Origin of the sequence: Streptomyces sp. NBC_00631, from assembly GCF_045206895.1 — a bacterium.
GTDB lineage: Bacteria > Actinomycetota > Actinomycetes > Streptomycetales > Streptomycetaceae > Streptomyces.
The window spans coordinates 8,820,128-8,845,180 of the sequence record NZ_CP107734.1 but is presented as its reverse complement, the minus strand read 5'-3'; the positions used below and the strand labels follow the sequence as shown (position 1 = coordinate 8,845,180).

6 protein-coding genes are annotated in these 25,053 nt (G+C 66.8%); all 6 read right to left on the bottom strand.

The window, feature by feature from the left end; translation table 11 throughout:
• Positions 1 to 154: 154 nt before the first annotated feature.
• The 6 genes from OHB00_RS40425 to OHB00_RS40400 all read right to left on the bottom strand — a co-directional run bounded on the left by OHB00_RS40425 (position 155) and on the right by OHB00_RS40400 (position 23,972).
• A complete protein-coding gene (locus OHB00_RS40425; protein ID WP_406442533.1) occupies positions 155 to 1,309 on the bottom strand; it encodes a D-alanine--D-alanine ligase family protein in 1,155 nt (384 codons plus the stop codon).
• 173 nt (positions 1,310 to 1,482) lie between these two features.
• A complete protein-coding gene (locus OHB00_RS40420; RefSeq protein WP_406446190.1) occupies positions 1,483 to 2,277 on the bottom strand; it encodes a M15 family metallopeptidase in 795 nt (264 codons plus the stop codon).
• Between the two features lie 65 nt (positions 2,278 to 2,342).
• On the bottom strand, positions 2,343 to 3,548 hold the full coding sequence (locus OHB00_RS40415; RefSeq protein ID WP_406442531.1) for an MFS transporter: 1,206 nt from the start codon (positions 3,546 to 3,548) through the stop codon (positions 2,343 to 2,345).
• 385 nt (positions 3,549 to 3,933) lie between these two features.
• Positions 3,934 to 5,364 (bottom strand): ricin-type beta-trefoil lectin domain protein, encoded by a 1,431-nt coding sequence (locus tag OHB00_RS40410; RefSeq protein WP_406442529.1) that lies wholly within the window; start codon positions 5,362 to 5,364, stop codon positions 3,934 to 3,936.
• Positions 5,365 to 5,662: 298 nt separating this feature from the next.
• Complete coding sequence (locus tag OHB00_RS40405) at positions 5,663 to 7,228, bottom strand: M1 family metallopeptidase (RefSeq protein WP_406442527.1); 1,566 nt, start codon at positions 7,226 to 7,228, stop codon at positions 5,663 to 5,665.
• A 181-nt stretch (positions 7,229 to 7,409) separates the two neighbouring features.
• Positions 7,410 to 23,972 carry a hypothetical protein gene (locus OHB00_RS40400; protein ID WP_406442526.1) on the bottom strand — a complete coding sequence of 5,521 codons (16,563 nt, stop codon included), beginning with the start codon at positions 23,970 to 23,972 and terminating at the stop codon, positions 7,410 to 7,412.
• Between the last annotated feature and the right edge of the window lie 1,081 nt (positions 23,973 to 25,053).

Genomic DNA, 25,053 nt, shown 5'->3' with positions numbered 1-25,053 from the left:
CCGGCTTGAAGCGCCCCACTTCTCGGTCGCGCGTGAGCGCCGGGCGCGGTCCGTGGGGTGCGCGGCGGGAGCCGCGGTCTTCCGGGGGGACCCACCGCTGGCGGCGTGGCCGCCGGCACGCCCTCCCGGAAGGCGGCGAGGCGATGGGCTCGGCTCACCTGAGCCTGGTGGTCCGCCGCAGGGCCGCCTGAAGCAGACGGTCCACCAGGTCCCCGTACCCGATGCCAGAGGCCTGCCACATCTGCGGGTACATCGAGACGGGGGTGAAGCCGGGCATGGTGTTGATCTCGTTGATCACGAATTGCCCCTCCTCGGTGAGGAAGAAGTCCGCACGGACCAGGCCCTCGCAGGAGGCCGCCTCGAACGCCTTGAGGGCCAGTCGGCGCACCTCACCGGTCTGACTCTCGGTCAGCGCCGCGGGCACCATCCCCGGGGTGGATTCGAGGTACTTCGCCTCGAAGTCGTAGTACGCGCGCGCGTCGGGCACCGGGATCTCGGCCGGCACGCTGGCCCGCGGTCCCTCGGGGAACTCGAGCACGCCGCACTCGATTTCGCGGCCCCGCACCAGGGCCTCCACGATGATCTTCGCGTCGTGCCGGTGCGCCTCCGCGATCGCGTCCTCCAGCCCCTCGCGGCCGTCGACCCGGGTGATGCCGATCGACGAGCCGGCGCGTGCGGGCTTCACGAACAGCGGCCAGCCGTACCCGTCGGCGAAGCCGACGATTCTCGCGACGGCACCGGCCGGGTCGGAGTGCCACTCCCTGGGTCTGATCACCAGGTACGGCCCGACCGCCAGACCGAACGAGCTGAACACCCTCTTCATGTACTCCTTGTCCTGGCCGATCGCCGAGGCAAGAACGCCCGCGCCTACGTAGGGGATGCCGGACAGCTCCAGCAGGCCCTGCACAGTGCCGTCCTCTCCGTACGGTCCGTGCAGTACAGGGAAGACCACGTCCACTTCGCCGAGGACCTTGGGCTCCGCGCCTCGCTCGCTGCGGACGACAGTCCGATCGGTCGGGTCGACGGACACGACGATGTTGCCCCGGTCCGAATCCGTGAGCTGCTCGACCGTGGGGTGCCGCCGGTCGACCATCGCCATGCGCTCGGGATCGTCCGCCGTCAGGACCCAGCGCCCGTCCCGGTTGATGCCGACAGGCAGGACGTCGTATTTCGTCCGGTCGATGGCTCGCAGCACCGCCCCCGCGGTCACTACGGAGATGCCGTGCTCTGAACTCCGGCCGCCGAAGAGGACCACCACCAGCGGCCTGCGGTGCGATCCGGACGAAGGGGAGGTGGATTGTTCGGTCATGGTTTCTGCTTCCTTCGCTGCGCGACGCAGTAAATTACCCGGGGCGTGGCATGAGAATTCGAGTGTTCGGCCCGGACAGGGGGCTTTTTCGCCGACGGCAGGCGTGCGGCGCCGGCCTTCCGGGCGGAAAGACGACGCCGCACGCCGATGGACCGAAGTCCGCGGTTGTCCGGTCAGCTGGTCAGTGAGGAACGGGAGACGGGGAAGTTGAAGTACGTGTCCGGGTAGGGCTCGGCGGCGAGGGTGAAGTGCCACCATTCCTCGGCGAGATTCACGAATCCGACAGACTCGAGCTCGTTCTTGAGCAGCAGTCTGTTGCTGTGCTGAACTCCCACGATGCGCGGGTCGAGAGTGTGCGCAAGCGTGTCGAAGCAGTCGAATCCGGTGCCCATGTCGATCGAGTTGTCCGGGAACCTCTGCGCCTGCGGCGCGTAGCACGGCTCAAGCTTTTCCCCGGGAACGTAGGGGCGGGTCGAGTGGGCCGGCAGCTTCACCAGCGTGAGGTCGATCGTGCTGCCACGGCTGTGTCCCGACTTCGCGGCGATGTACCCGTCGGAGAAGAGGTTGGCCTTGTCCACCTGCGGGTAGAATTCGTCCTTCATCTTCAGGTCGGTCAGGTCCTGCGCCCAGTCGACGAACTGGTCCACCGCGCGCTGCGGCCGGTAGCAGTCGTACACCTTCAGCGTGTAGCCCTGTGCCAGGAAGTAGTGCTCAGCCTTGGCCAGGGCCTTTGCCGTCGGGGCGGTGACGATGCACAGCGGTTCGACATAGCCGTTTATCGGCGTGCCGATGAAATTGTGGGGCGTGCTGTAGCGCATGTCCTGCAGAATCGCGGGGGCCACATCGTGGAGCGCCACGAAATCGGCGGGCGCCTTGCTTTCCGTGTCGGCGGCCTGCGCGGTGACGGAGGTGTTTGTCACCGCGACGAGGATGGCCGCCAGAAATGCCAGCAGCGCCGGGATGCGCATGCGCGCGTTGTTGATTATCACGATGCCGTACTGAACATGATGAGGAACACAATGTCACCTGTCTTTTACAGAACTTTGCTTGGCATGTGGGCGGAGAATTTCCCCAGGGCCGCGAACGGCGCCAGCGAGAGCGCCATCACGAAAAGGCCGAAGAACAGGGTGCAGTGCAGGAGGCCGTATTCGCCCACGAGCAGTCCCGTGACGAGTACCGGAACGCACATCGACGTGTAAGTGATGGTGTAGATGGCGGCCATCAGACCCGCCCGTTCCGTCGCGAGTACGTTCGCTGTCACCAGACGGACGCCGCCCTGGAAAGCCGGGCCGAATCCCGCTCCGGCCACCGCGGTCCCCACGTACAGGATGGTGCGGGAGTCCTGGTGCGCGGCAAGCAACGTGACGGCCACTCCCGACGTCAGAAGCAGGGAGCCCCCCAAAGCCGTGCGGCCGGCGTCGGCACCCCGGGTCAGCAGGACGGCGGGGACCGCACTGGCCGTCAGCAGGGACACGATCAGTCCGTCGGCGGTCGCCGACCCCGATCCTGTGATGCCCTGGACCAGGTCGGGCCCCAGGGACAGATAGAAGCCGCCCAAGGCCCAGACAGCCACGAATACGGGTGCGGTGACGAGGAGGGCTCGGCGACTCGATTCGGGGGCGCGGATTCGTGGTCGCACCGAGGGCCACGCTCCCGGCTGTGGCGACCTCGACTCCGGTAAGAAGGCCAGGCCGAGCGTCTGCAGGGCCATCGCGCTGAACAGCAGTGTGTACACGCTGCCGAGATGAGCCGGGATCAGATCCATGAGCAGGCTCGTGCCGAGTGTCCCCAACGCCATGCCGATGAGCGGAGCGATGCTGACGAACAGGGGGCCCCACCGCTTGGTCACGTCGAGCAGGGCAGCACCCAGCGCACTCGTCGCGGCACCTGTCGCGAGCCCCTGGAGCGTCCGGGCGAGGATCAGCGAGGTCACGCCGCCGGCCTGCAGGAACAGCAGCATGGACAGTGCTTCGAGGGCGAGAGCCGCGCCGATGACCGGCCGTCGGCCGACGTGGTCGGAGAGCGAACCGACGGTCAGGAGCGCGACCAGGACACTCAGGCAGTACACGCCGTAGACCACGGTGACGGTGCCGGAGGAAAGGTGCCAACTCGACTGGTACACGCGGTAAAGCGGGGTGGGTGCGCTGGAGGCGACGAGGAACGTGGTGAGCACGGTGGATAAGAAGACAGCCGCCCCCCGGCGGGTGACCGCGTCGTCGGCCGACCTGTTGGGCCGCATGACCCTTGCCTCGGACTTGAGATGGAGCTCTTGGAGCATGGCTGTTCGACTCTCTGTACGGGAAGGGCGAAGTGGGGCCCGCGAGCGGCCCGCGCCACGGTCCCCCGCTGAGCGCGGTAGGCACTGGCGGGCCGCGCTCTTCATGGCTCCGACGCGGCAGACAATGCGACGGGCGACAGCGCGGCCTCCCGCCGAGGAGGGCCGGGGGAGGCCGACGTCGACCACCGTAGAGGTCCGGGTGGTGTGCTCACGGTTGCCGTGACGCATCGGGCACCAACGGGACCCTGACAGGGGCCGAGCGGACACCTCGGCACGGCAGGATCCCCGGCCAGGCGGCTCGCAGGGTGCCCGAGCACGTCTTCGGCGAGCCGCCCCCGGTGAGCGATCAGGTGGGGATGTTCCACCGCTGGTTGACGGCGGTGGTGCAGCTCGAGATCTGGAGCTGGGTGAGAGCGGTGGTGTAATTGGCGGTGCCGTCAAGGCACTTGCCGGACTGCGGGTTGTAGATCGTGCCGTCGGTACGCGCCTGCCAGTTCTGGCCGCCGGAGCCGTCGCAGTCGTACAGCTCGACGAGGGTGCCGTTGGCCGTGCCCCCGCCCTTGACCGCCATGCACTTGTTCTCGGCCATGATCGTGCCGTTGAGTTGCAGCGTCCACTGCTGCGAGTTGGTGTCGTTGCACCAGTACAGCTGGATCGGGTTGCCGTTCGCGGTGTTCCCCAACTGGTTGTCCACACACATTCCGGCGGAGTTGCTGATGGGGCCCGTCGGGTTCTTCTGGTTGGTCAGGGAGAACCCGCTGTTCGCCGTCAGCACGGCGTAGGACAGATCCGAGCAACCGAGCTCGGACGACTTCACTGTGGTCGCCACTTTCGAGTTGGCCGTCGTGGCCGCCGCCCAGCCACCGCCGAAGGAGCTCTGGTACTTGAGTCCCGTGGTCTGGAACACCGCGCCCTTGGTGCCCGCGCAGTACTGGCCCTCACCGGTCGCGGGATCGTAGTTCGTGTAGGCCTCCATCATGTCCCAGCCGCCGCCGGAATTGCTCAGCTTGCTGGTGTTCGCGCTCCTGAAGTAGAGCTCCCACTCATGCGTGTCGTAGTTGTAGAGGTACGAGGTCCACTCGTTGGTCGTCGCATTGGTCTGAAAATCCTGTACCGAGTACGACGGCCGGCCGTTCACCTTCTTGGTGTAGGTGTCCAGGAAGGCGGAGTCGACGACCGTGTACTTCGCCCAGCCCGGGCTTGCCGCACACCAGTCCCACGCCCCGACCCAGATGGTGCCGCCGTTGTAGATCGTGGTCATCTCGATGCAGCTGACGGCGCTCGGGTCCAGGGTCGGCGCGTAGACGGTGTCGTCCCCGACCTGGATCGAGAGGTTCACGCTGTGGGTGGCCTGCGCACCACGCATGGTCCCGCCGGTGGGGAAGACGCCCCAGGCGACGTGGGACTCCCCCGTCCAGGGGGATATGGCGTTGGTGGTGGCGTCCGTGGCGGACAGCGCTGGGGCGGACGACGCCGGACCGGACGGCGCGTCCTCGTGGACGCCGACCGAGCCGAGGTGCCGGGAGGCGTTGAGCTCGGAGAACCGCCGGGTGACCTCGGCGGGCAGTGTCTTTTGGACCTCCGCCCCCGTTGTGCCGGGAACCACGCGCTCGCTGTGCCGGGCATCCGGTGCAGGTGAGCCGGAGTCCGGCTGGGCGGGAGCCGCCGCTTCGGTAGGCCGGTCGGGGGCCGCCGCTTCGGAAGCAGGTGTCCCGGTGGTCAGCGCCAGCACGGCGACAACCCCCACCAGGGCAGCGCCCAGCTTGTGTATGCGCACTACTTTTCCTATCTGGATGTACACATGTCGGTGCCCGAGTACGGGCTATGACGTGACCGTTGTGTCCGGTGAGGCGGGCCGTCGCTCAAGCCGACACACCGTCGTCGCCCGCACTCAAGCGTTCAGGAGTTGAGAGATCCGGCACGGCGGTCCGCTGCTCGGTGACGTACGGCGTGCCGGCGGCGGCGGGGGAAGACGCGACGTCACGATGGTCCCCGTTACGCTTGTTACGGGCGGTTCGGAGCTCGCTCACCCGATGATGAAGGATGCGGCCGACAGCCCGCGGGACACCGGCGCCTCAGTGCTCGTGCAGGTCGTTCGTCGCCTCGATCTGCTTCCACGACTTGGGCTCGGCCGGCAGGGAAGACCCGCGGGCCGCGGCGGGCCGCGTCGGCTTGGTCGGAGGGGTCGGCGGGGTCTTGGTCGGCGGGGTCTTGGTCGGCGGGATCGACTTGGCCGCCGGCTCGGTCGGCTCGGCCGGCTTGGCCGGCTCGAAGAGCCAGGTGTCGAACAGCGCGCCCAGGTCCTTGCCGGACATCTTCTCGGCGTACCGCTGGAAGTCCGCGACCGACGCGTTGCCGTAGGAGTGCTCGCGCGGCCACTTCTTGAGCACGGCGAAGAACGCCTCGTCTCCGATCTCGTTGCGCAGTGCCTGAATCGCCAGCGCGCCGCGGTCGTAGACGGCGATGTCGAACTGGTTGTCCGGCCCCGGATCCCCCGGCTTCACCGTCCAGAACGCGTCGTCGGCCGGATGGGAGGCGTACACCTGGTCGGCGAGCTCCTGCGTCGTACCCTGGCCCTCGTGCTCGGACCACAGCCACTGGGCGTAGCGCGCGAAGCCCTCGCTGATCCAGATGTCCTTCCAGCCCTTGACGGAGACGTCGTCCCCGTACCACTGGTGGGCCAGCTCGTGCACGACCACCGACGGGTTGGGCCCGCTCGCGAACTGCCGGGGGCTGTAGAAGGGCCGGGTCTGGGTCTCCAGCGCGAACCCGGTGGGCACGTCCGGCACGTAGCCGCCGAGCGCGTCATACGGATAAGGCCCGAAGTACCCGCTCAGCCAGTCGGCGATCTCCCCGGTGCGCTCCACGCTGGCCCGGGCCGCCCCGTCCCTGTCGCCGAGGTTCTTGCTGTAGGCGTTGACGATGGGAATGCCACTCTCGCTCTTGCCGGTCGTGATGTCGAACTTCCCGACCGCGAGCGTGGCGAGGTAGGTGGCCTGCGGCTTGTCCGAGCGCCAGTGATAGGTCGACCAGCCGCCCCCGGAACGCGTCGACCGGAGCCTGCCGTTGGAGATGGCCTGGGTGCCTTCCGGCACACGCACCGACACGTCGTAGGTGGCCTTGTCCAGGGGGTGGTCGTTGCTGGGGAACCACCACCACGCCGACTCCGGCTCGTTGGCCGCGACGGCGCCGTCCGCCGTGCGCAGCCAGGTGGTGAAGCCGTAAGCCTTCTTCGACGACGGTATCCCGCTGTAGCGCACCACGACGGTGATGTCCGTGCCCTTGGCCAGCCCGGTCCTGGGGGTGATCACCAGCTCGTGCTCGCCGGAGGTCGTGAACGCCGCCTCGACGCCGTTGACCCGTACCTCGCTCACATCCAGCAGGAAGTCCAGGTCGAACTGGGAGAGGTCCTGGGTGGTGCGGGCCCGCAAAGTGGCCGTGCCCTCCAGCTCGTCCGTGGCCGGCTGGTACTTCAGCCGCAGGTCGTAGTGGGAGACGTCGTATCCGCCGTTGCCGTAGGCGGGGTAGTAGGGGTCGCCGATGCCCGCGGCGCCGGGCGTGTAGGTCGCCGCGGATGCCGGGACGGCGAGCAGGAGGGAGGCGGTGGCAAGGGCGCCCGGAGCGATGACTCTGTAGTGCACTGAAGCTCCAAGTCATGGACGAAAGACAGGGGTTGGAGACCTGCGACATCAGATGTCGGCGTGCTGACGTCGCCGTCGTCATATGGTCGTCGTCCGGCCACCGGGACAACGGTCTCTCCGCCACGACTGTGCCTGTTCGTACCCGCCGAGGTGCCCTCGCCGCTGCTCAGGAGCTTGCCTCTCACCCTCCGGGACGAGGTCCCCGCGGACGCCCCGGCCTCTGCACCGGCGCAGGAGGTACCACCAGCGGACGAGGTCCTTGCAGACGGCCCCGGGGCGGCCGGGGCGCAGCAGCGGCAGCAGCGGCCTGGACCGCCTGCTGGAGGACTCCATCGAGGGCGTTCAGTGCGTCGTCGGCGCGCTCACCCGGAATGACGCCGTCCGTCTTCGCCCAGAGGACCGCGGAGTACGCCTCTTGCAGGGCCTTGCGGATACCGACGACATCGGCGGAAGCCGCGTCCGGACCGTCCAGTACGGGGACTTGGCCGATCAGCAGGGCCAACGTCTCGGACGACAGCACCCGGGGCCGATCTCTGGCGATCAGATAGCGGTCGGCCACCCCTTGGGCTGTGAGTGCCCGCTGGAGAGCTGCCGTCGCACGGCCTGTCGCCGGTTGCGTAGCGAGGCGAATCAGTTCGTCCGTGGTGTTCCACGCATCGGCAAGGGCCTGCTCATCCGTAGCGGCCCTCGCGCTCGCGTAGGCGTCGCCGGCGAGCCTCGCCAACCGGTCGTAGTTTCTTTCCGCCTCGGCTACGGAGACATGACGCGCCCCGTACGCGCGCACCTCCCCGACGACCAATGGCAGCCCTTCCTCTTCGCCTTCTCCCCTGTCGAGTTCAGGCAGACTGGTGCAGCCGAAGTACTTGCTCTGTAGGGGCTTGGCACTGACAGGCACCAAGCCCGCGCGAACGAACTCCCTTACGGACACCAGCTTCGGGGGCGCAATATCCATAAAGCTGTCCAATACTGGGTAATCGGGGTTCAGTCGGCGCACATCTTCCCAGTAGTTCGGCAGCCGCCTCTCGATCAGCACCTCGACAGTCTGCAGGATCGCCTCTTGATCGTCGGCCAGGTACGCCTGAACATCGGCACTGAGGGCTTCACGAATATCGGCGTGGTCATTACGGGAAAGCACCGCTATATTGACTTTACTCAGACCGCTATAGGAATGCTTCTGAACTATCCCGACTGTGCTCTCGTACAGCAGTGCCGCATGCCCACGAAGCGCTGCGACCGCTGGATCTGCGGGAATGATCTCGGCAATCCAGTTCCCGGCCGCCACAACGTCATTCAAGCGCACCTCCCGGTGGGCGCGCCACAATGCGTAGCGCACGGCGAGTTCATTACCGAATTCCAACGCGTCAGACAAATGCAGGCGGGTCAGGAAGCCCTGAGAAACGGTACGCCACGTATTGTCCCGCACATGACCGAGGAATTCATGCAATCCAGCCAACGGCACGCCGAACGAGTAGTGGACGTTCATACCCTCCCCGTCACCGACGGCACGGGGCCGGATGACAGCACCCCGGGCCAACTCGCTGTGCTTCCATCCATCCTCGAGACGGAAAACCTCCTCAAAAGCCTGACTACCTGAATGAAATTGCTCCAGCCGCTGCTCCACCGCGCGCAGCGCGAAGAACGCGCCTCGTTTGTCTTTCCTTGCCGTCTCGTGAGGTAGGACCTTTTGGACTTCGCTGACAATCTCGGGGATGAAGGGATGAGCAGGGGTCGCCCTTCCAGTCCTCCGCGCGGCTGATTCATCCCGGTAGAACCGACCGTCAGCACCCCGGAAGAGAACTTCGTTCTCCACCTCCAGCACGACCTTCATGTCATCACGGGAGGCCAACTCCATACCCAGATAATCCCAAGCATCTTCCCACTCCGGCGCAAGCTCCAGAATCTCGGTGAATTCCGCCTCGAATCCTCCGCCGCCGCCCCGCAGGCCCGCACGAACACCCGGGCCCGTGCCCGTGGACGTGGCGAGGACGTCGGCAACGGCACGGGCCAACTGGAACGGGGGCAGGCTGCGCTGGCTGCGCGGCAGGCGCTGCCAGGCGGTGAGGATCTGTTCGTGGGACGCGTTGCGGAGCTCGCCCGCCGTTTTCGACAGGGCTCCGTCGACCCACAGCTTCACGTCATCGCGGAACGAACCGGGCTCGGAGAGTTCAGCGTAGCGCCGGATGTCGGCGGGATCGCCGTCCTCGGTGCCGACCCTGCGCCACCGCTGCTGGGCGAGGTTCCCGGCCCGGTCTTCCATGGCACGCCTCACCGTGTCCTTGTGGTCTTGGCCCGTGCGTTGCCCCAGCTGCGCGCCGCTCTCGGCTTCCATCCCCGCCCGTGCCACCTCCTGCACGTCATGCCAGTACCGGGCGGATTCCCGTGCCTCCGCACTGCCCGGGCGCCGCTCCAGCCACACCTCGGGGGGAGAGATCGCGCTGTACAACTTGTACGCCCGGTTCGCCCACTCGGGCGGCACCCCGGGCAACTCCGGCTGCACGGCGACAGCTTCCGCAGGCAGGGGAAGCCGGCCTCCCGCCCGCGCGGCCGGACCCGCTCCGGGCAGCCCGGACCGCCCCGGCCCGACCGGGAACCCGGACCGGCCCGGCGCACCAGACCCCTGCCGCCCCTGTCCACCGGCAACAGAGTGCGCCGGCAAGGGCCCGGACACGGCAGCGGGCTCGGTGACCTGGACCGCCGCGGCGGGCTGCCTGCCAAATTTGGTCAACACATACCCCCCGCCGCTGGTGCGCTTCAGCAATCCTTCGCCCACCAATCCCGCCAACACGCCCTCCACTAGTACCGTGAAGTCGTCTACCTCGGTGCCGGCCTCCTTGATTCTCCGGGCGATAGCCGCCGCCGTCGCTCGAGTGTGTTGCCTCCTCAGGTCCTCGACGGCCGTGCACACCAGCCGCCGCATGCCGCTGGGCCCGACCGCCTGGGCACGCGAAGACCGGCCCGCCTGAAAATCTCCGCCTCCCGCGGGATTCCGCCCGCCGCCGCCCTCACCAAGACTCGACCCCCCGATGGCGAGCTCACCCACCGGCAGCTCCGACGCCCCAGCCGCCATCAGCTCGATCACCGCCAAACCGTCATGCGTCGCCTCCCACCCCTTCGTACGACCGAAACCAAATTCGCGACTCAAACACCCCAGGATCTGCAGCTCCCTCAGCTGCCACCTAAGGCGATTAGTGTGCCTAAGGTTGAGGGATTGCTTGAGGTTGAGGGATTCCTTGATCTCGACGGCTGTCGGCAGTCCCGACTTCTGCTGCCGCTCTCGCTCCTGCGTCAACTCCTGGTTGACCTTGAGCACCTGGAGGAGCCCATTTTCGTCGAGTCTTCGTTTGAGCCGGAACGCGTCCGACGCGACGGCGCCCGTGGGCTGCACAGTCGCCGCCTCGCCCTGGGGGGTCAACGCCAACTCGCGCGGCAGGTATGCGCGGCTCAGAAAGCCCATGATCTCCAACCATTGCACGCGGTCACCCACATGCTCCTTGAGTTTCTTGTCGACGGCCGTATGGATCTCAGAGAGCGTTGGCCATCTCCTTTCCTGCTGTGTCAAATTCCAGACGGTCTGGAGTATGAGGCGCTCCTGGTCATGCCATGATCTTTCCTCCCCCACATCTGGATTTCCGTTCGGCAAAGACTCCCCGGACGGGCCGACGGGCTCACCCTGCGCATCCGCGGGCCGGATCTCCGCCCAGCCCTCCTTGGTCAACCTCAGCACAGTCCGAGGCTTCCCTTTGTCGGTCAGGTAGCCGCTCTGCCGCAGTGCCCCCAGCACACCCAGCACAAGGGTGGGTTTCTTTTTGACGGCCCTGGCGATCTCCTCATCCGTCGGCGGCTCGCCCAACTGGAACGTCAAGTCCCGGACAGCCTGGAGCACTGAGCGCTGCTCGTCTATGGCTGCGTCGGCGGGTAAACCTCCCGGCTGCACGGCCACCGCCGAACCCCCCTCCACCCCGGCAGCCCCCCCGCCGAACTCCCCGCCCGCCGCAGCAGGCCCGCCCGGTCCAGCGGGCTCGCCGGTCCCGCCCGGAGACTCCTCGACCCACTTCTCGCCCAACAGGGTCAACCGATACCCCGACTTCATTGTCCTTGCGTCACCTTCCTCCACCAAGCCGTATTTCCTCAGACGCGATATTGCGCCACTTGCAGTGCCTATCTTCACGTCGGCTTCCTCGAGGACGGCACTCAGGGACGCCCCTTTATTCGGCCCCTTCCTTTTGTTGATGGCCGTGAGTATTTTGCGCTCAGCGGGGCTGAGGTGCCACCAGGAATCCACCTGTTTACTAACGCCCCCGCGTGGCCGGGAGTTCCGGTCCCCCCCGGGGTTCCGCCCGCCCAGCACCCCACCGACCACGGCATGCCCGGCCGGCCCAGCAGGCTCACCGGCCGCATCCGCGGGCTGCACTACCTCCAGGCCGTCGTCGGTCATATTCAGCCCCCGCATACCCGGCCCACCCCACAAAAACCGCCCCACCCCCGGAACCAACGGCCCCTCCGCACCCACCACACCCTCCATACCACCGACCAGGCCGAACTCCTCAAACATCGGCGCCTCACCCCCCAACTGCATGCCCCCCACAGCCGGAACCATCCCGAACTGCTCACCGGCAAACCCAGAACCCTCCGCCTCCATATCTGAAGGCCAGCCCGGCAGGAAACCCCCCTCCACCCCGGCAGCCCCCCCGCCGAACTCCCCGCCCGCCGCAGCAGGCCCGCCCGGTCCAGCGGGCTCGCCGGTCCCGCCCGGAGACTCCTTGACCACCTTCTCGCCCAACAGGGTCAACCGATACCCCAACCCCTCTATCCTTGGGTCATCTTCCTCCACCAAGCCGTAGCCCCTCAGACGCCATATCACGTTACTTGCAGTGCCTGTCGGCACGTCGGCTTCCTCGAAGACGTCACTCCTGGATGCCCCTTTATTCGGCCCCTTCCTTTTGTTGATGGCCTTGAGTATTTTGCCCTCAGCGGGGCTGAGGTCCCCCCAGGAATTCACCTGTTTCCGAAAGCGCCCGCGTCGCCGGGAGTTCCGGTCCCCCCCGGGGGCCCGCCCGCCCAGCACCCCACCGACCACGGCATGCCCGGCCGGCCCAGCAGGCTCACCGGCCGCATCCGCGGGCTGCACTACCTCCAGGCCGTCGTCGGTCATATTCAGCCCCCGCATACCCGGCCCACCCCACAAAAACCGCCCCACCCCCGGAACCAACGGCCCCTCCGCACCCACCACACCCTCCATACCACCGACCAGGCCGAACTCCTCAAACATCGGCGCCTCACCCCCCAACTGCATGCCCCCCACAGCCGGAACCATCCCGAACTGCTCACCGGCAAACCCAGAACCCTCCGCCTCCATATCTGAAGGCCAGCCCGGCAGGAAACCCCCCTCCACCCCGGCAGCCCCCCCGCCGAACTCCCCGCCCGCCGCAGCAGGCCCGCCCGGTCCAGCGGGCTCGCCGGTCCCGCCCGGAGACTCCTTGACCACCTTCTCGCCCAACAGGGTCAACCGATACCCCAACCCCTCTATCCTTGGGTCATCTTCCTCCACCAAGCCGTAGCCCCTCAGACGCCATATCACGTTACTTGCAGTGCCTGTCGGCACGTCGGCTTCCTCGAAGACGTCACTCCTGGATGCCCCTTTATTCGGCCCCTTCCTTTTGTTGATGGCCTTGAGTATTTTGCCCTCAGCGGGGCTGAGGTCCCCCCAGGAATTCACCTGTTTCCGAAAGCGCCCGCGTCGCCGGGAGTTCCGGTCCCCCCCGGGGGCCCGCCCGCCCAGCACCCCACCGACCACGGCATGCCCGGCCGGCCCAGCAGGCTCACCGGCCGCATCCGCGGGCTGCACTACCTCCAGGCCGTCGTCGGTCATATTCAGCCCCCGCATACCCGGCCCACCCCACAAAAACTGCCCCACCCCCGGAACCAACGGCCCCTCCGCACCCACCACACCCTCCATACCACCGACCCGACCCAACCCCGCAAACGCCGACGACCCGCCCCCCAACTGCCCACCCTCCACAGGCGGAACCACCCAGAACTGTCCATCGGCGAACCTCAAAGCCGCCGCCCCCACACCTGAAGGCTCACCCCACACGGCACCCCCCTCTACCCCGGGATTCCGCCCACCACGACTCGACCCACCCACAGCAAGCTCTCCCACCGACAGCCCCGACGCCCCACCGGCTTCGCTACTCGAGCCCACGGGCCCGCCCTCCGACTGCCCGGCCCCCTCAGACGCCCTCACCCCCCTCACCACACCCTGCAGAGCTTCCGCGGCCTCCCAACCCCTGCTGGACAGGCTATATACCCCGTAGGTGCCGGCGGTCAGCAATTCTTTGCCTTTCAGGCGAGCCGCCGCATTCATCACCTTTTGCTTTTCCCATTCCTCGCCGAGGCGGCGCTCCTTGAGTTCCTCGACAACGGCACCCACCCTCGGAGCTTGGCGGTTCCGCTCTGTGAGGCTCACAATGGCTTCAAACACGGGTTGCTCGAGGTCGCCGAGTGATTCGAGGATCTCGCCAGCCAGGGGACCGGACGGCCCAGAGGCCAGGCCGACCGCATCCGCCCGAGCCAGGGAACGCGCCGGGGGCACATCGAGCGCCCGCGTACCTTGCCCACCCCCCAGGAGCTGCCGCGCCCAATCCAACAGCCCGTCCCCCGTACCCTCCACACCCTCGATACCACGGACCAGACTCAACTCGTCAGAGGGTGACAACCCACCCTCCAACTGCACACCCCACTCAGCCGGAACCGTCCCGAACTGCCCACCAGCGGACCCGGAATCCTCCGCCCCCACGCCTGAAGGCTCACCCCCCAGAATTTGCAGCAGCAGGTCGGTGAGATCTGAGCTGTCCGCGGGGATACCGGGAGATCCGGGCGGCAGGGCAGGCTCGGCTTCCTCCGGGTTCTGCCCGCCTGGCTCCCCGCCGTGAAGAGCATGGAGGAACGGCGAAAGCGGCAAATCCTGCGGATAGGCCACCCCCTGGAACCACATTCCCCCGCCGTCGGCCCCGGCAATCGCAGATTCCTCTGGCGGCAAGGCGTTTTTCGTCCACTCCAGCAACTCCCCGAACACCTGCCGAAGCTCGGGAGACTCGGGAGACGGGAACGCAGGCTCGGGATCCGTCCGAGCGAAGTCGACGACCTCGCGCAGACTGAACGGGTATGGGAAGTCCCCTAGAAGATCTTTGTTTTCTCGCAGCTGTCGGAACAACTCAAAAGCTGCATCCGTCCATTCCTGGACTCGCCCGTCTGCAGCCGCCATGAACATCTTCACCAGACGCACCGCCTGACGAACATTGATTTCAGGCAACGACGAGATCAACATATTCACCAACAGCAGCGACTCATCACTTATCTCCGGCTCGAAAGTCCACAACCCGGCACCCGTGTCGCCGGCCGGTAGCAAGAGCTCCAGATATTCACCTGCCGGCTCTCGCTTCCACGTCATGCCTACGGACACGTGCACCGCTGTGAACCGCCTGTTGGCCACCGCCTGCGGCACCAACACGTTCAACAATGGATCCCAGTCGCCCGAAGCGGCATCGGACCCCCGGAAAATCAACAGCAAGCGGGGAATGACACCCTCGGGCACCTCCGCCGTCTCCACCGCCTCCTGCACCGCACTCGCGAACTCCTCCGCGGAAAGCCAGCGTTCACCGCCCGAATCATTCACATAGTCCGGGCCGCCACCGACCGCATCGATTATGTAGAGCCTCTCGCCCTCAGGCACCGCAGGCCAAGGCTGCCAGCGAAATTCCCCCGTGTCGGACGACCGCGTCATATACCCGCCGGCCCGGCGCAACATGTCCAGATAACCGCTGTACGCCATATCGTGTGCAGCGCGCTCCCAGACCGGCCTGAACGACCAGACGGTCGGACCGCCGTCGAAACCCGGCAAAACCAACGGCCGATGCCGAGGTGTAGCCAACTCCCAATCCATCGGACCTTTTTCCCCTTGGGTCACCACACGAAAACCGTCCCGCACGGTTCCCGCCAGCTCCAATTCCCCCCGGTAAGCAATAACCGCACGTCCCACGGCATCCGCTACTGATCGGAGCTCCGGCACCAAAAGCCCCAAGTATTTGTCGATCAAAACAATCTTTTTCACCTGGCGTCGGCTTTGCAGTTCCGTGTCCGCGCCGAGCAGTGCCGCCAATTCCCCGAACGACACAAAATGACCCTGCCCCTGGCCGTCAACGGCATGCACCATCTTGCTTTCGTGATCGTGCCGTACAGCAAGCACATAAACATCCCGCGCTTCCCATATCACGTCCGCGGGCCATTTCGTCTCGTTGTGCTCGACAATATCGAGATCCAATAAGGGCAAAACGGCCCCATCCTGCCGCCCCAGCCAGTTACGGCCCGCCGCCACACCGCCCCCGACGGAAACACGAGTGCCATCCGCCAGCAGAGCCTTTGCAAGGTTCTCCAATCGGGCCTCCCGTACATCAGCCATGGATGCCGACGGGTTCTGCGCCCGCAATTCGATCACCGATTTTGCAAAAACCCGCAGATGCGTGTCGGAGGTCTTCTCCTCCCCAGGAAGCGACAGCACGAGACGAACATCCCTGTCCAACATGAAACGTCCCCACCGAGTCCACCACTGAAGGGCACCCATCTCGTCCAGCGACTCCGCCACCTCCAACGACGGCAACTCCGGCGCCTCGGGCCGCACCCCACCCCCCTGCCACTCGGCATCCAGGTCGCCGGCCATGGAAAACCCCGACATCGGCCCCTCGTTCGGGCCGGGTCCACGGACGGTGCCGGCCGGCTCCGCGAACCTGTAGGCCCATGCCTGCCCATCCGCCGAACGACCCCGCCCCCTCTCACCACCCCCGGGGGATACCGCCGTCGCCTCCTCAGCCGCAGCCTCAGCCGCCGCACCGACTCCGCCCGACTCGGCCACCGCCACCTCACCGGCACCGTTCTCGGACGGCTCCGACGAGAACCACCGCCACCCCCCCTTCTCAACCGACAACGACACCGCGACACGCTTACCGCCCACCACCTGATCCGCCCCGAGCGTCACATCCCCCACAGGCGCCCACACTCCCCTCACCACGCCCTGCAGAGCGACCGCGACCTCCCGCCCCACCACACCCGCACCCGCACCCGCCTTACAGACCGCCAACACCAGATCCACATCAGGACCGGCCACCTCCCCACGCGGCAACCGAGGACCCACGAAACGCCGAGCGAACTCCCCCGCATCCATGCGGACCCGCTCCCCATCCGCCCCCACCGGATACACCGCACCCTCATCACCGTGCACCGCGACGAACACCGCCCGGCCACGCTCCGCTGCCTCAGTCCACCCCACCGGCTGCTCAGACCCCGCCGTCAACCGCACAACCCCATCCACCACCCCCTCATCACGCCAAAAAGTCCCCAAACCTGGCAACTGCTCGACCAATCCGCCCAAACGCCCCTGACTCAGATCATCCGCAACAGAAGCCCACACACCACCCACACGCTGCACCACCACATCAGCGTCGGCACCCCCACGCCCCACCCCACCAAAACGCACACCAAAAGGCCTCCCAGCCGGCGCTATGCCGGACGGGCCGACCGACGGAGGGACCTGCCTGGAGGCTGACGGCGGGAACGATGGCCTCGCCAGCTTGCCTTTCATGTCCAACCAACTGCTGAACCACTGGTCTTCAGGATCGTAGGTCCGCATGTGGGCCATCAACAGATAAAATGCGTCCTCGTCAACGCCCGATGGCGGTTTCTTCCAAAAAGTGGACTCTGGGACGTCTTTTAGAACCGCTCCCTTGCTAGTCCCGGCCTCCGGGCCCTGCTCGCTTCGCCTCTGGTGTTTTGGATCTCGAACGTGTGCCGCATAGTCCTGCATGAAATTGACGATGTCTTCGAACATCATGTCGCCGGCGACGGAACCGGACCAGCCTGGATCAGTCTTCCTCAACCCGTCCAGCACCGCGACGACTTGTACCAGAGCATCGAACGATTCCCGACTGTCCACGCCCGACCCGAACAACAACCGCAGCAGACGCACGATCCGCCTTGCTACCCGTTCTTCGATATTGTTGGCCTGGGCCAGTGCGCTGATCCGACGCTCATCCGGCATCGGCCGGAAATCCACCCACATTGCACGCTTGACTTGCTGATCCGGCCGAAGGTAGAGGGGGGGATACTCTGAATTCGACCTCGACCCACCATAACAGTTCCATTGGGACGTTATCGCGTTGGCCCCCCACATTACGGCGAATCCGGCTCGACCATCGACCAGCACTTGAGCCACCGGTTGAAATTCCCCTAGAACATCCCAGAGCATTCCGAACGGAAAAGAAGCGGAATTACATATCAAGGCCACGCCATTGACTTCACGGCGACTGGGAGACGCCCCGTCCTCCGGTAGGAGGGCGTCGCCTTCAGCTTCTGTGTCGGCAGGCCTGCTCCGGCTGATCAGCGCTTCCAGACTTGGCCGCCTTTTTAGCTCCTTCACCAGGTCACGAATACCCCCCTGTGGCCCTCCGGAACGCGACGGTAAACCTACCCTCAGCGGATTACCATGCGCGCCGACGAAGTATGTGGGCTTGCCGAGCCAGGGAACGTCACCAGCATCGACATATTTCCCGTCTGGCGTCTGGACCGAAAAATTCGAAACCGATCCGACTTCTCTCCTCGGCCCTATTTCCTGGTAATCCTCCGGCCAGAAAAACCGGCCTCTCGGCTGGCCATCCTTATCAACGTAAACGGTGGAGACGAACTCGGACGGGGAGCTCCAGGTGATTTCTCCTGAATCTACCCATCGCCCTTGAGGGTGGACGAAACCACTAGGACCGAGAGCACCAGGACCGAGATAACCTAGCTCGATCTGGAGCTGGCCAGTGAACCCGAAAGCCTTCCCACCAACGAGGCGCTCCAAATTCTCGGCTGCCGTATAGTGTCCGACCAGCACCACCTCGCGACGAGGCAAAGGATCCATCTGGATCAGCCAAGCGAACTCAAACGGTGTCAGTACGACGTCGTGCCCGACAAGACCAGCGTCCACAGTGATGGTCCAGTCGGCCGGGTTAACGTCAGCCACCACTGGAAGAACACTGTCACCCCACGGCACCGGCTTCCGGACGTCCGGGATGTACCTAATTGGACTATCTAAGCCTTTTGCCCAATGATACCCGTGATCTATATAGCTGAGGTCAAGCACATGCTGGGCCAGATACGCGCTGCGGTTCCACACACGGGCAGTAATCGATTGGCCGTTCAAAGTGGCCGGACGGCGCGTATTATCCGCCAGCAGCACCTCTTGCAGAAACTCCAAACGCAAACCACGCAGTTGCAGGACATACATATCCCAATCCGCACCGCGGTACGGCATGACCTCCTTTGCGTGTTGTGCCGTGAACAGCAGTTGCCAGTAATGCTTGTTGGTGACCGCTACGTTTTCGAAGCCGTGGCTATCGAGTTGAAGTACGAACCTGGCAAGTTGTTCCGCAGCTGATTTGTCCGTCGGCAGCCACTCAACAGCCCGCCACTGCGCAGCCAGGTCGCCGGCCATGGAAAACCTCCGGCGTGCCGCCGGGGGGCGCCCGGAGAGCCAGTGCACGTCCCCGGGGGGGACGCGTACCGGGCCGCCACTGTCACCCGGGGAGACTGCCGAAGCCTCGGTCGTGCCCGAGTTCCATACGGCGGTGAGCTGCTCGGGCAGCCAGCTGCGGAACCACGCCTCCGCCAGCCCGCCGAGACTCTTCACCAGTACTCGGGCTGCCGGCACCAGGTCGTCGCCCACCCAGCGCAAGAGCGGTTCATGACCAGGTGACTGACGAGCTAGGCCGAGACGCTTGCGGAGCCGAGCTCGTCGCTCTTCGATGCTCTTCTGATGGTCCAGATAGTCACCGATGCCCGTCAGATAGCCGACGATGTCTTCGAACATCAGGTCGTCGGAGTCGTGCGAGCCCGACGACTCGGATCTACGTTTCCCATCCATCGTCGCCACAGCGCGCACCAGCGACTCGTAGTCCGCCCTGTCGTCCACGTCCGCCGTCAACAGCAGACGCAGCAGCCGCACCACGCGCCGCGCGGCCTCCACCGATATCCCTGCGATACCGGCCAGCTCCGCGAGACGCTGCTCATCCGGCATCGGCCGGAACTTCACATACGCCGCATTCGCCCGCGAGCTGTCGAGGAGGACCGAGTCGCGAGCCCGGTCTCCGTTGCCGCCGATGGGAGCGGGCCCGACACCGACTCTTTCGGTGGGCGCGTGCACCGCGTGCGCCACGCGGACGGCGTCGACGAACTCCTGTGCCGTCGGCTGTTTATTGCCCAGCAGGTCCGGATGTTCTTCGAGGAAGGCAGCGGATTCACATATGTCCAATACAAACTGGAGCGGCTGCCCTGCTTCCTCGTGTCGGTTGCTCAACTGCCGCAGAATTCTCTGGAGCACGTGCCCCAGGTGGCTACCCGACACCAACCGCGCATGCCCCTTGGTCGACGTCAGCTCGACCTGATGAGGCACACCGTGCGCTACCACGTGGTAAGTGTTCATGCCGTCCCAGGCCATCCTCCGGGACGACGATGCCTCAGAGTCCCCGATGACGTGATAAACCCGCGCCCGGGGCAGAACAGCGTGAGCACGCAGGGAGGTCTCGCCGTCCGGCAGGAACGAAACACCCGCCGGCTTCCCCCTCGCATCCGTCAGCGCCACAGTCCGGTACTCATCCCCACCCCGCCAGAGAACCCGCTCCGGCCCGGGAATACCACCCCCCTCCGCCCCAGCAGAACCGGAATGAACGAACACCTCCCCACGCGCCGTGTCGCCCTTGCCCGCCGTGTCGCCCTTGCCGGGGAGTACCGGATAGCCCGGGGGTATCTGGAGATGCGCCGTCGTGTTCAGGGCCGGGTCGAGGCGGACCTCGGTGGTGTCCGGCGGGGTCATGAACCGGCCGGCGTGTTCCTCCTCATGAGCCAGCCACTGTTCGGCATCAAGGTCCCCGGGCCCCCACAGACGGTGGTAGGCGGTGAACCAGTCATCACGGTCCTGCCCGCCGACACGGGCCAGGTCCTCCTCCGGCAGGCCCCGGCCGGCCGCCGTGGCACGGTAGCCCTCGGCCCACGCCTCAAGACCGCCGGTGGCACTGAGTTCGAAACGCAGGTGCGCCGGCAGGTCCCGGCTCAGACTCCGGCGGCCGTCACGCCAGCGGTCCGGCTGTCCGGAGCCGGCCGGACCGTCCCCGAGGGAGGCGAAGACACCGTCGAAGAGACCGGTCACACGCTCGGCATGGCCCTGCACGAAACGGTCCCGGGCATCCGACGGCGCCAGCGGTGCCTGTTCCCGGACCAGGTCGGCCGCCTCGGCCCTGGCCCCGGTCTCGGCCAGGCTGCGGGCCACCGACAGCACGACGTGCCGGTGCACGGCGTCGGGCGCCGTGTGCTCCGCGATGATGCGCCCGACAGCGTCGGGGCCGGACCCGCCCGCCGCCGCCCACCGGTCCAGTTCCTCGTGGACGCGGTGTCCCAGGGCCAGGGCGGCCCGCTGCTGGACCTCCCGGCCGGCGTCGTGCTCATGAACCGGGAACGCGTCACGGAAGTGCTCCCCAAGGCCCTTCACAGCCGTCTTCCACTCACCGGACACGGCCGACCCGCGCACAGCCTCGACCGCCTCGCGGGCAGCCCTCTCCTTGCCTATGTGCACTTCGATACGGGCCGGCAGCTCCCCGGCCCGGGCCTGCCGCAGCTCTCGCCAGCGCCGCTCGGCACCCTCACGCTCGCCGCCGTACCGCCGCACATCACCCGCAGGACCGAAGATGTCGAGGCGGTCCTGCTCGAACTGCGCCAGCCACTGCCCCAGCAAACGCTCCCGGCCACCCGCGGACAACCGCGACGCGAACACCTCACGCATGACAAGCGCGCCATAGTGCCCTGACACCGCGGGGTCCGCGGCGCCACCGTCGGCGACATGCCGGTCCACAGCGTCCGCCGCGTCCACGGCCGCCGTGAAACGCTGTCGCGCCTCCTGACGGGCGGCCTCGTCGGCCACAGCATGTTCGAAGAGATCATGCAACTGCGGCAACGCGGACGCCAGCCGCCCCACCACCCGTTGGACACTCCGGGCCAGCCGCGAGGACGCAGCGGACGCATCCGGCCGGTCCGGCACAGGCGTTCCGGCCGCACGGGAGCGTGCGTCGTCGGACCGGGTACCGTCGGCCTCCGCGGCACCGGCCCCGACGTCACCGGTCCCGACACCTTCGGGCCCCGCGTCAACAGGCCGGGCGCCGTCGAGCCGGGCGTCGCCGGGCGTCGTGTCGGAGCCGGCGAGTCGGGTGTCCATCGCGCGTGTCATCTCGGCGACCAGCCGGTCCGGTCCCAGCCGCAGGACCGCGGGTGTTGCCAGGCTCTCGACAGCGGAGCGGACCCGGCCTTCGAACACCTCCCGGGCATCGCGCAGGACACGCCGTACGGGCGTCTCCGCCTCGGCCTCGGGCTCGGCCGTGTCCCGGCGCCCCCTGTCACCCGCCGACGGCTCCTGCGCCGGATCCGGCCGCAGCAGCCATTCCCGCCGCTCGGCCGGCAGTGCGCGCTGCCAGGCACCGTAGACCTGCTCGACCCAGCGGTCGGTCTGCGCGACACCGTGCTCGACGACCAGCTGCCGGTCCAGATGGGCCGTCAGCCCCGACGGTGTGTCGAGTGCGTCCGCCGTGCCGTCGTCCAGCCGACGCCGCACCCGGGCCCCGGCCTCGTCGTGGACACGGCTCAGTAGCCGGTCCCGCAGGCCGTCGTCATGCGTCGATCCATGCCGACTCTCCGTCCCGGGACCTGCGCCCTGCGGCTCGTCCGGCGTACCGTCCGGCTCACCGGCGGCATGGCCCGTGGCCCACTGGGCGAACCGGTCTTCGAAGCGCTGCTGCCGGGCGGCGTCGTCCTGGGCCTGCGCCAGTTCCGCCTCCCGCAGGGAGACCATACGGACCTGCTCCGCATGCCACTGCCGGGCCGATGCCCGAACTCTGTCCAGATCCGCCCAGTCCGGCGCAGCGGTGAAATGCTCCTGCCCGGCGGTGGGCGCAAGCGACGGGCCGACCTCATCATGCAACTCACGCAAGAACCGCACGGCCTCGGCACGAACCTGCTGCTCCCCCTCCCCACCGGCGGCCGACCAGTCCGCCGCTTGACTCTCCACCCACTCCTGCTGCTCCCGGCGGGTCATCGCCCGCAACGGCGCCTCACCCCCAGCCGGACGCGACGCACGCGAGACCGGATCCCCACCAGAACCCGGACCCGAGCCCGGATCGGAGCCCGGATCAGGGGAGACGGAGACCGCCGAACGGAGCCGGTCGCGTTCCACCACCAGCCGCCCCACAAGCTCCCGCGCCGCCGCAGTCGAAGACGCCTCACTCCCCACCAGCGAACCCGCCCCCGGAACACGCATCACACCCGCCGGCACGGCAGCGCCCCGCGCCGTCCTCAGCCCCGCTTCACCACCCGCCGACGCATCAGCACCACCCCGACCGGGCACAACCGTCTCCACACCCGGCAACCCCACCGACCCACCCGACACCCCCACCGGCACCCCACCAACACCAGAACCACCCCCCGCACCAGACACCGCGACCACACCACCAACCGCACCCACGACAGCCGACGAACCAGCCCCCGCAGAACCCTCCACCACCGGCAAGACACCCGCACCGGGACCGGTCACATCGGCAGCCACACCCGCAGCACCCGCCTCTGCACCCCCGGCTGCATCCGCGGCAGCGGCAGCCGCCTGCACATCCGCCGCAGCCACCTCCAACGCACGCACACCCGCAGCCGACGCCCGCACCTGCGCCCCAGACCTCTGCGCCACATAGTCCTTCACCAGACCAGCATCAGCCGCACCCAGCACACCCGACCCAAAAGCCTCACCCAGATCCGCACTCTGACTCTGACCCGGCGGCAAACCCTCCATGTCCTCAGCCACCTTCGCAGCCACCACACCCGACACACCCCACGCCCCAGCAGCCGTCACCGGAGAAACAACCACCGAACCCGAACCCCGACCCCCCACCCCACGTCCCTCACCCTCCACCACCCCAGAACCGACACCCTCCTCAAAACCCCCAGCAACCCCCACCTCAGACTTCTCACCACCACCCGACTTCACATCACCCCCACCCAGAACAGACCCGCCCTTCTCACCCTCCACACCCAACCCACCACCACCCGACTCCGCATCACCACCACCCCGCTTCACATCACCACCCAGAACGGCCCCCCCCTTCTCACCACCCGACGACACCGACCCACCCCGCACCCCACCACCACCAGCACCCGGAAGCTTCTTCCCCAGAGCCAGAACACCCCCCGCCACCGCACCGCCCACCGCACCCAACGCAAGATCCGTAAGCAGCATCTCCCCGTCGATACCATCCCGGGACCCCTCCGCCACCTGCGACAACTGAATCACCAGATCCAGCCCCGCATTCATCGCCCCACCCACAGCCGCATACTGAGCCGCATCCACCGCCACAGCGACCAGAAGCTCCCGAAGACTGACCATCGCAGCCTCAATACTCCCCGTCATCGCCCCGGCCCTCCCGGCAGCAATCGCCAGAATACGAGCCGACAACCCCGACAAAAACTTCTGAATAACCCCCCGACCCGCCACCAAAAGAGCCTCGACAAGCTCCGGCGCATAAATAGCGGCATGCACCACCTCCGCCGCCACCACCACCATCATCCCCACCGTCATACGCTTACCGAACTGCACCGACACCGCCGCATCCCGCAGCATCGCACCCATATTCCCACTCGACGAAGCAAGCTCAGGAATACTCTCCTCAAGCTGACGCAGATAAGCATCCATCGCATCCGCAGCCCACCCCGACGCACTCCCACGAAGCCGCTCACGCGCCCCCCGCACCGCCCCCCGCGCAAACAACAACTCCCGCGCCGACCGCTCATGAGCAACACCCAACCCAAAAAGCCCCGACTCACGCGCCTTCGGCCACGCACTACCAACCAACGCAGGCGCAATCCACTGCAAAAACTTCGGCACATTCAAATCACGCATAACGACGCCCCACACCACGCCCCAACCAACCGGACCTCCCCACACCACAGGAACACACCAGCACCACCACCACACCGCCCAACCCCACCAACACGCACACGAACAACAAACCAAAACCCGCAGTCCCGGACCCGCCCACCACCAGCCACCCGCCCAGCCCGATCCCCCGCGCAAACGCCTCACAACCGGCGACGCGCAAGCCTCGCCCGAACACCACAGCGCGCATGACGACCCGATCTCTCATACAGTTCGGCAGCTTCCACTCCACCAGCCAAACTACGAACAGCCGACCCTCGGCCTGACCTCTCACCCACACACCAGGACCCCGAAGACCCCACCCAGTACCCATCCATACCCCTCACCGGACCAACGCGCCGCCCACCACCAGACCAGCGCCGCCCGACGCCGCCACCCCGCCGCAGCCGCACCCACAGCCTCAGCGTCGAACGGCGAGCCCTACTACCGCACCGGGTTCTGACTCCTGCCCACCGGCAACTCATAGCCCCCGCAACTGCCTTACGCCCCGTCGCCGGATTCGAGATGCGCTTCCGCCCGCTTCGAGCGTCAGGATTCGGCGCTCGAAGAAATCCGGCGTCTCGGGGCTTGTGGAACGCCGGCACGGCTGCTGTACCCATGAAGAACGAAGGGAGCGCCCGACGGCTCATGCCCGACCGGCATGAACGGAAGCAGGATCGGCATTTGCGGACCGCAGATCCGGCCGCCATAGTCGATTTTGCGAAGCGCTGCGGACCGCAGAAAATTCGGATTCCCTCTCATGCGGACCGCACCGCTTCCCCATGCCGATTCGGCT

Bases quoted from the DNA above. Each gene is read 5' to 3' on its own strand.
- OHB00_RS40425 (WP_406442533.1), bottom strand. From the start codon at position 1,309: ATGACCGAACAATCCACCTCCCCTTCGTCCGGATCGCACCGCAGGCCG.
- OHB00_RS40415 (WP_406442531.1), bottom strand. From the start codon at position 3,548: ATGCGGCCCAACAGGTCGGCCGACGACGCGGTCACCCGCCGGGGGGCG.
- OHB00_RS40400 (WP_406442526.1), bottom strand. From the start codon at position 23,972: ATGGGTGCGATGCTGCGGGATGCGGCGGTGTCGGTGCAGTTCGGTAAG.
- OHB00_RS40420 (WP_406446190.1), bottom strand. From the start codon at position 2,277: ATGCGCATCCCGGCGCTGCTGGCATTTCTGGCGGCCATCCTCGTCGCG.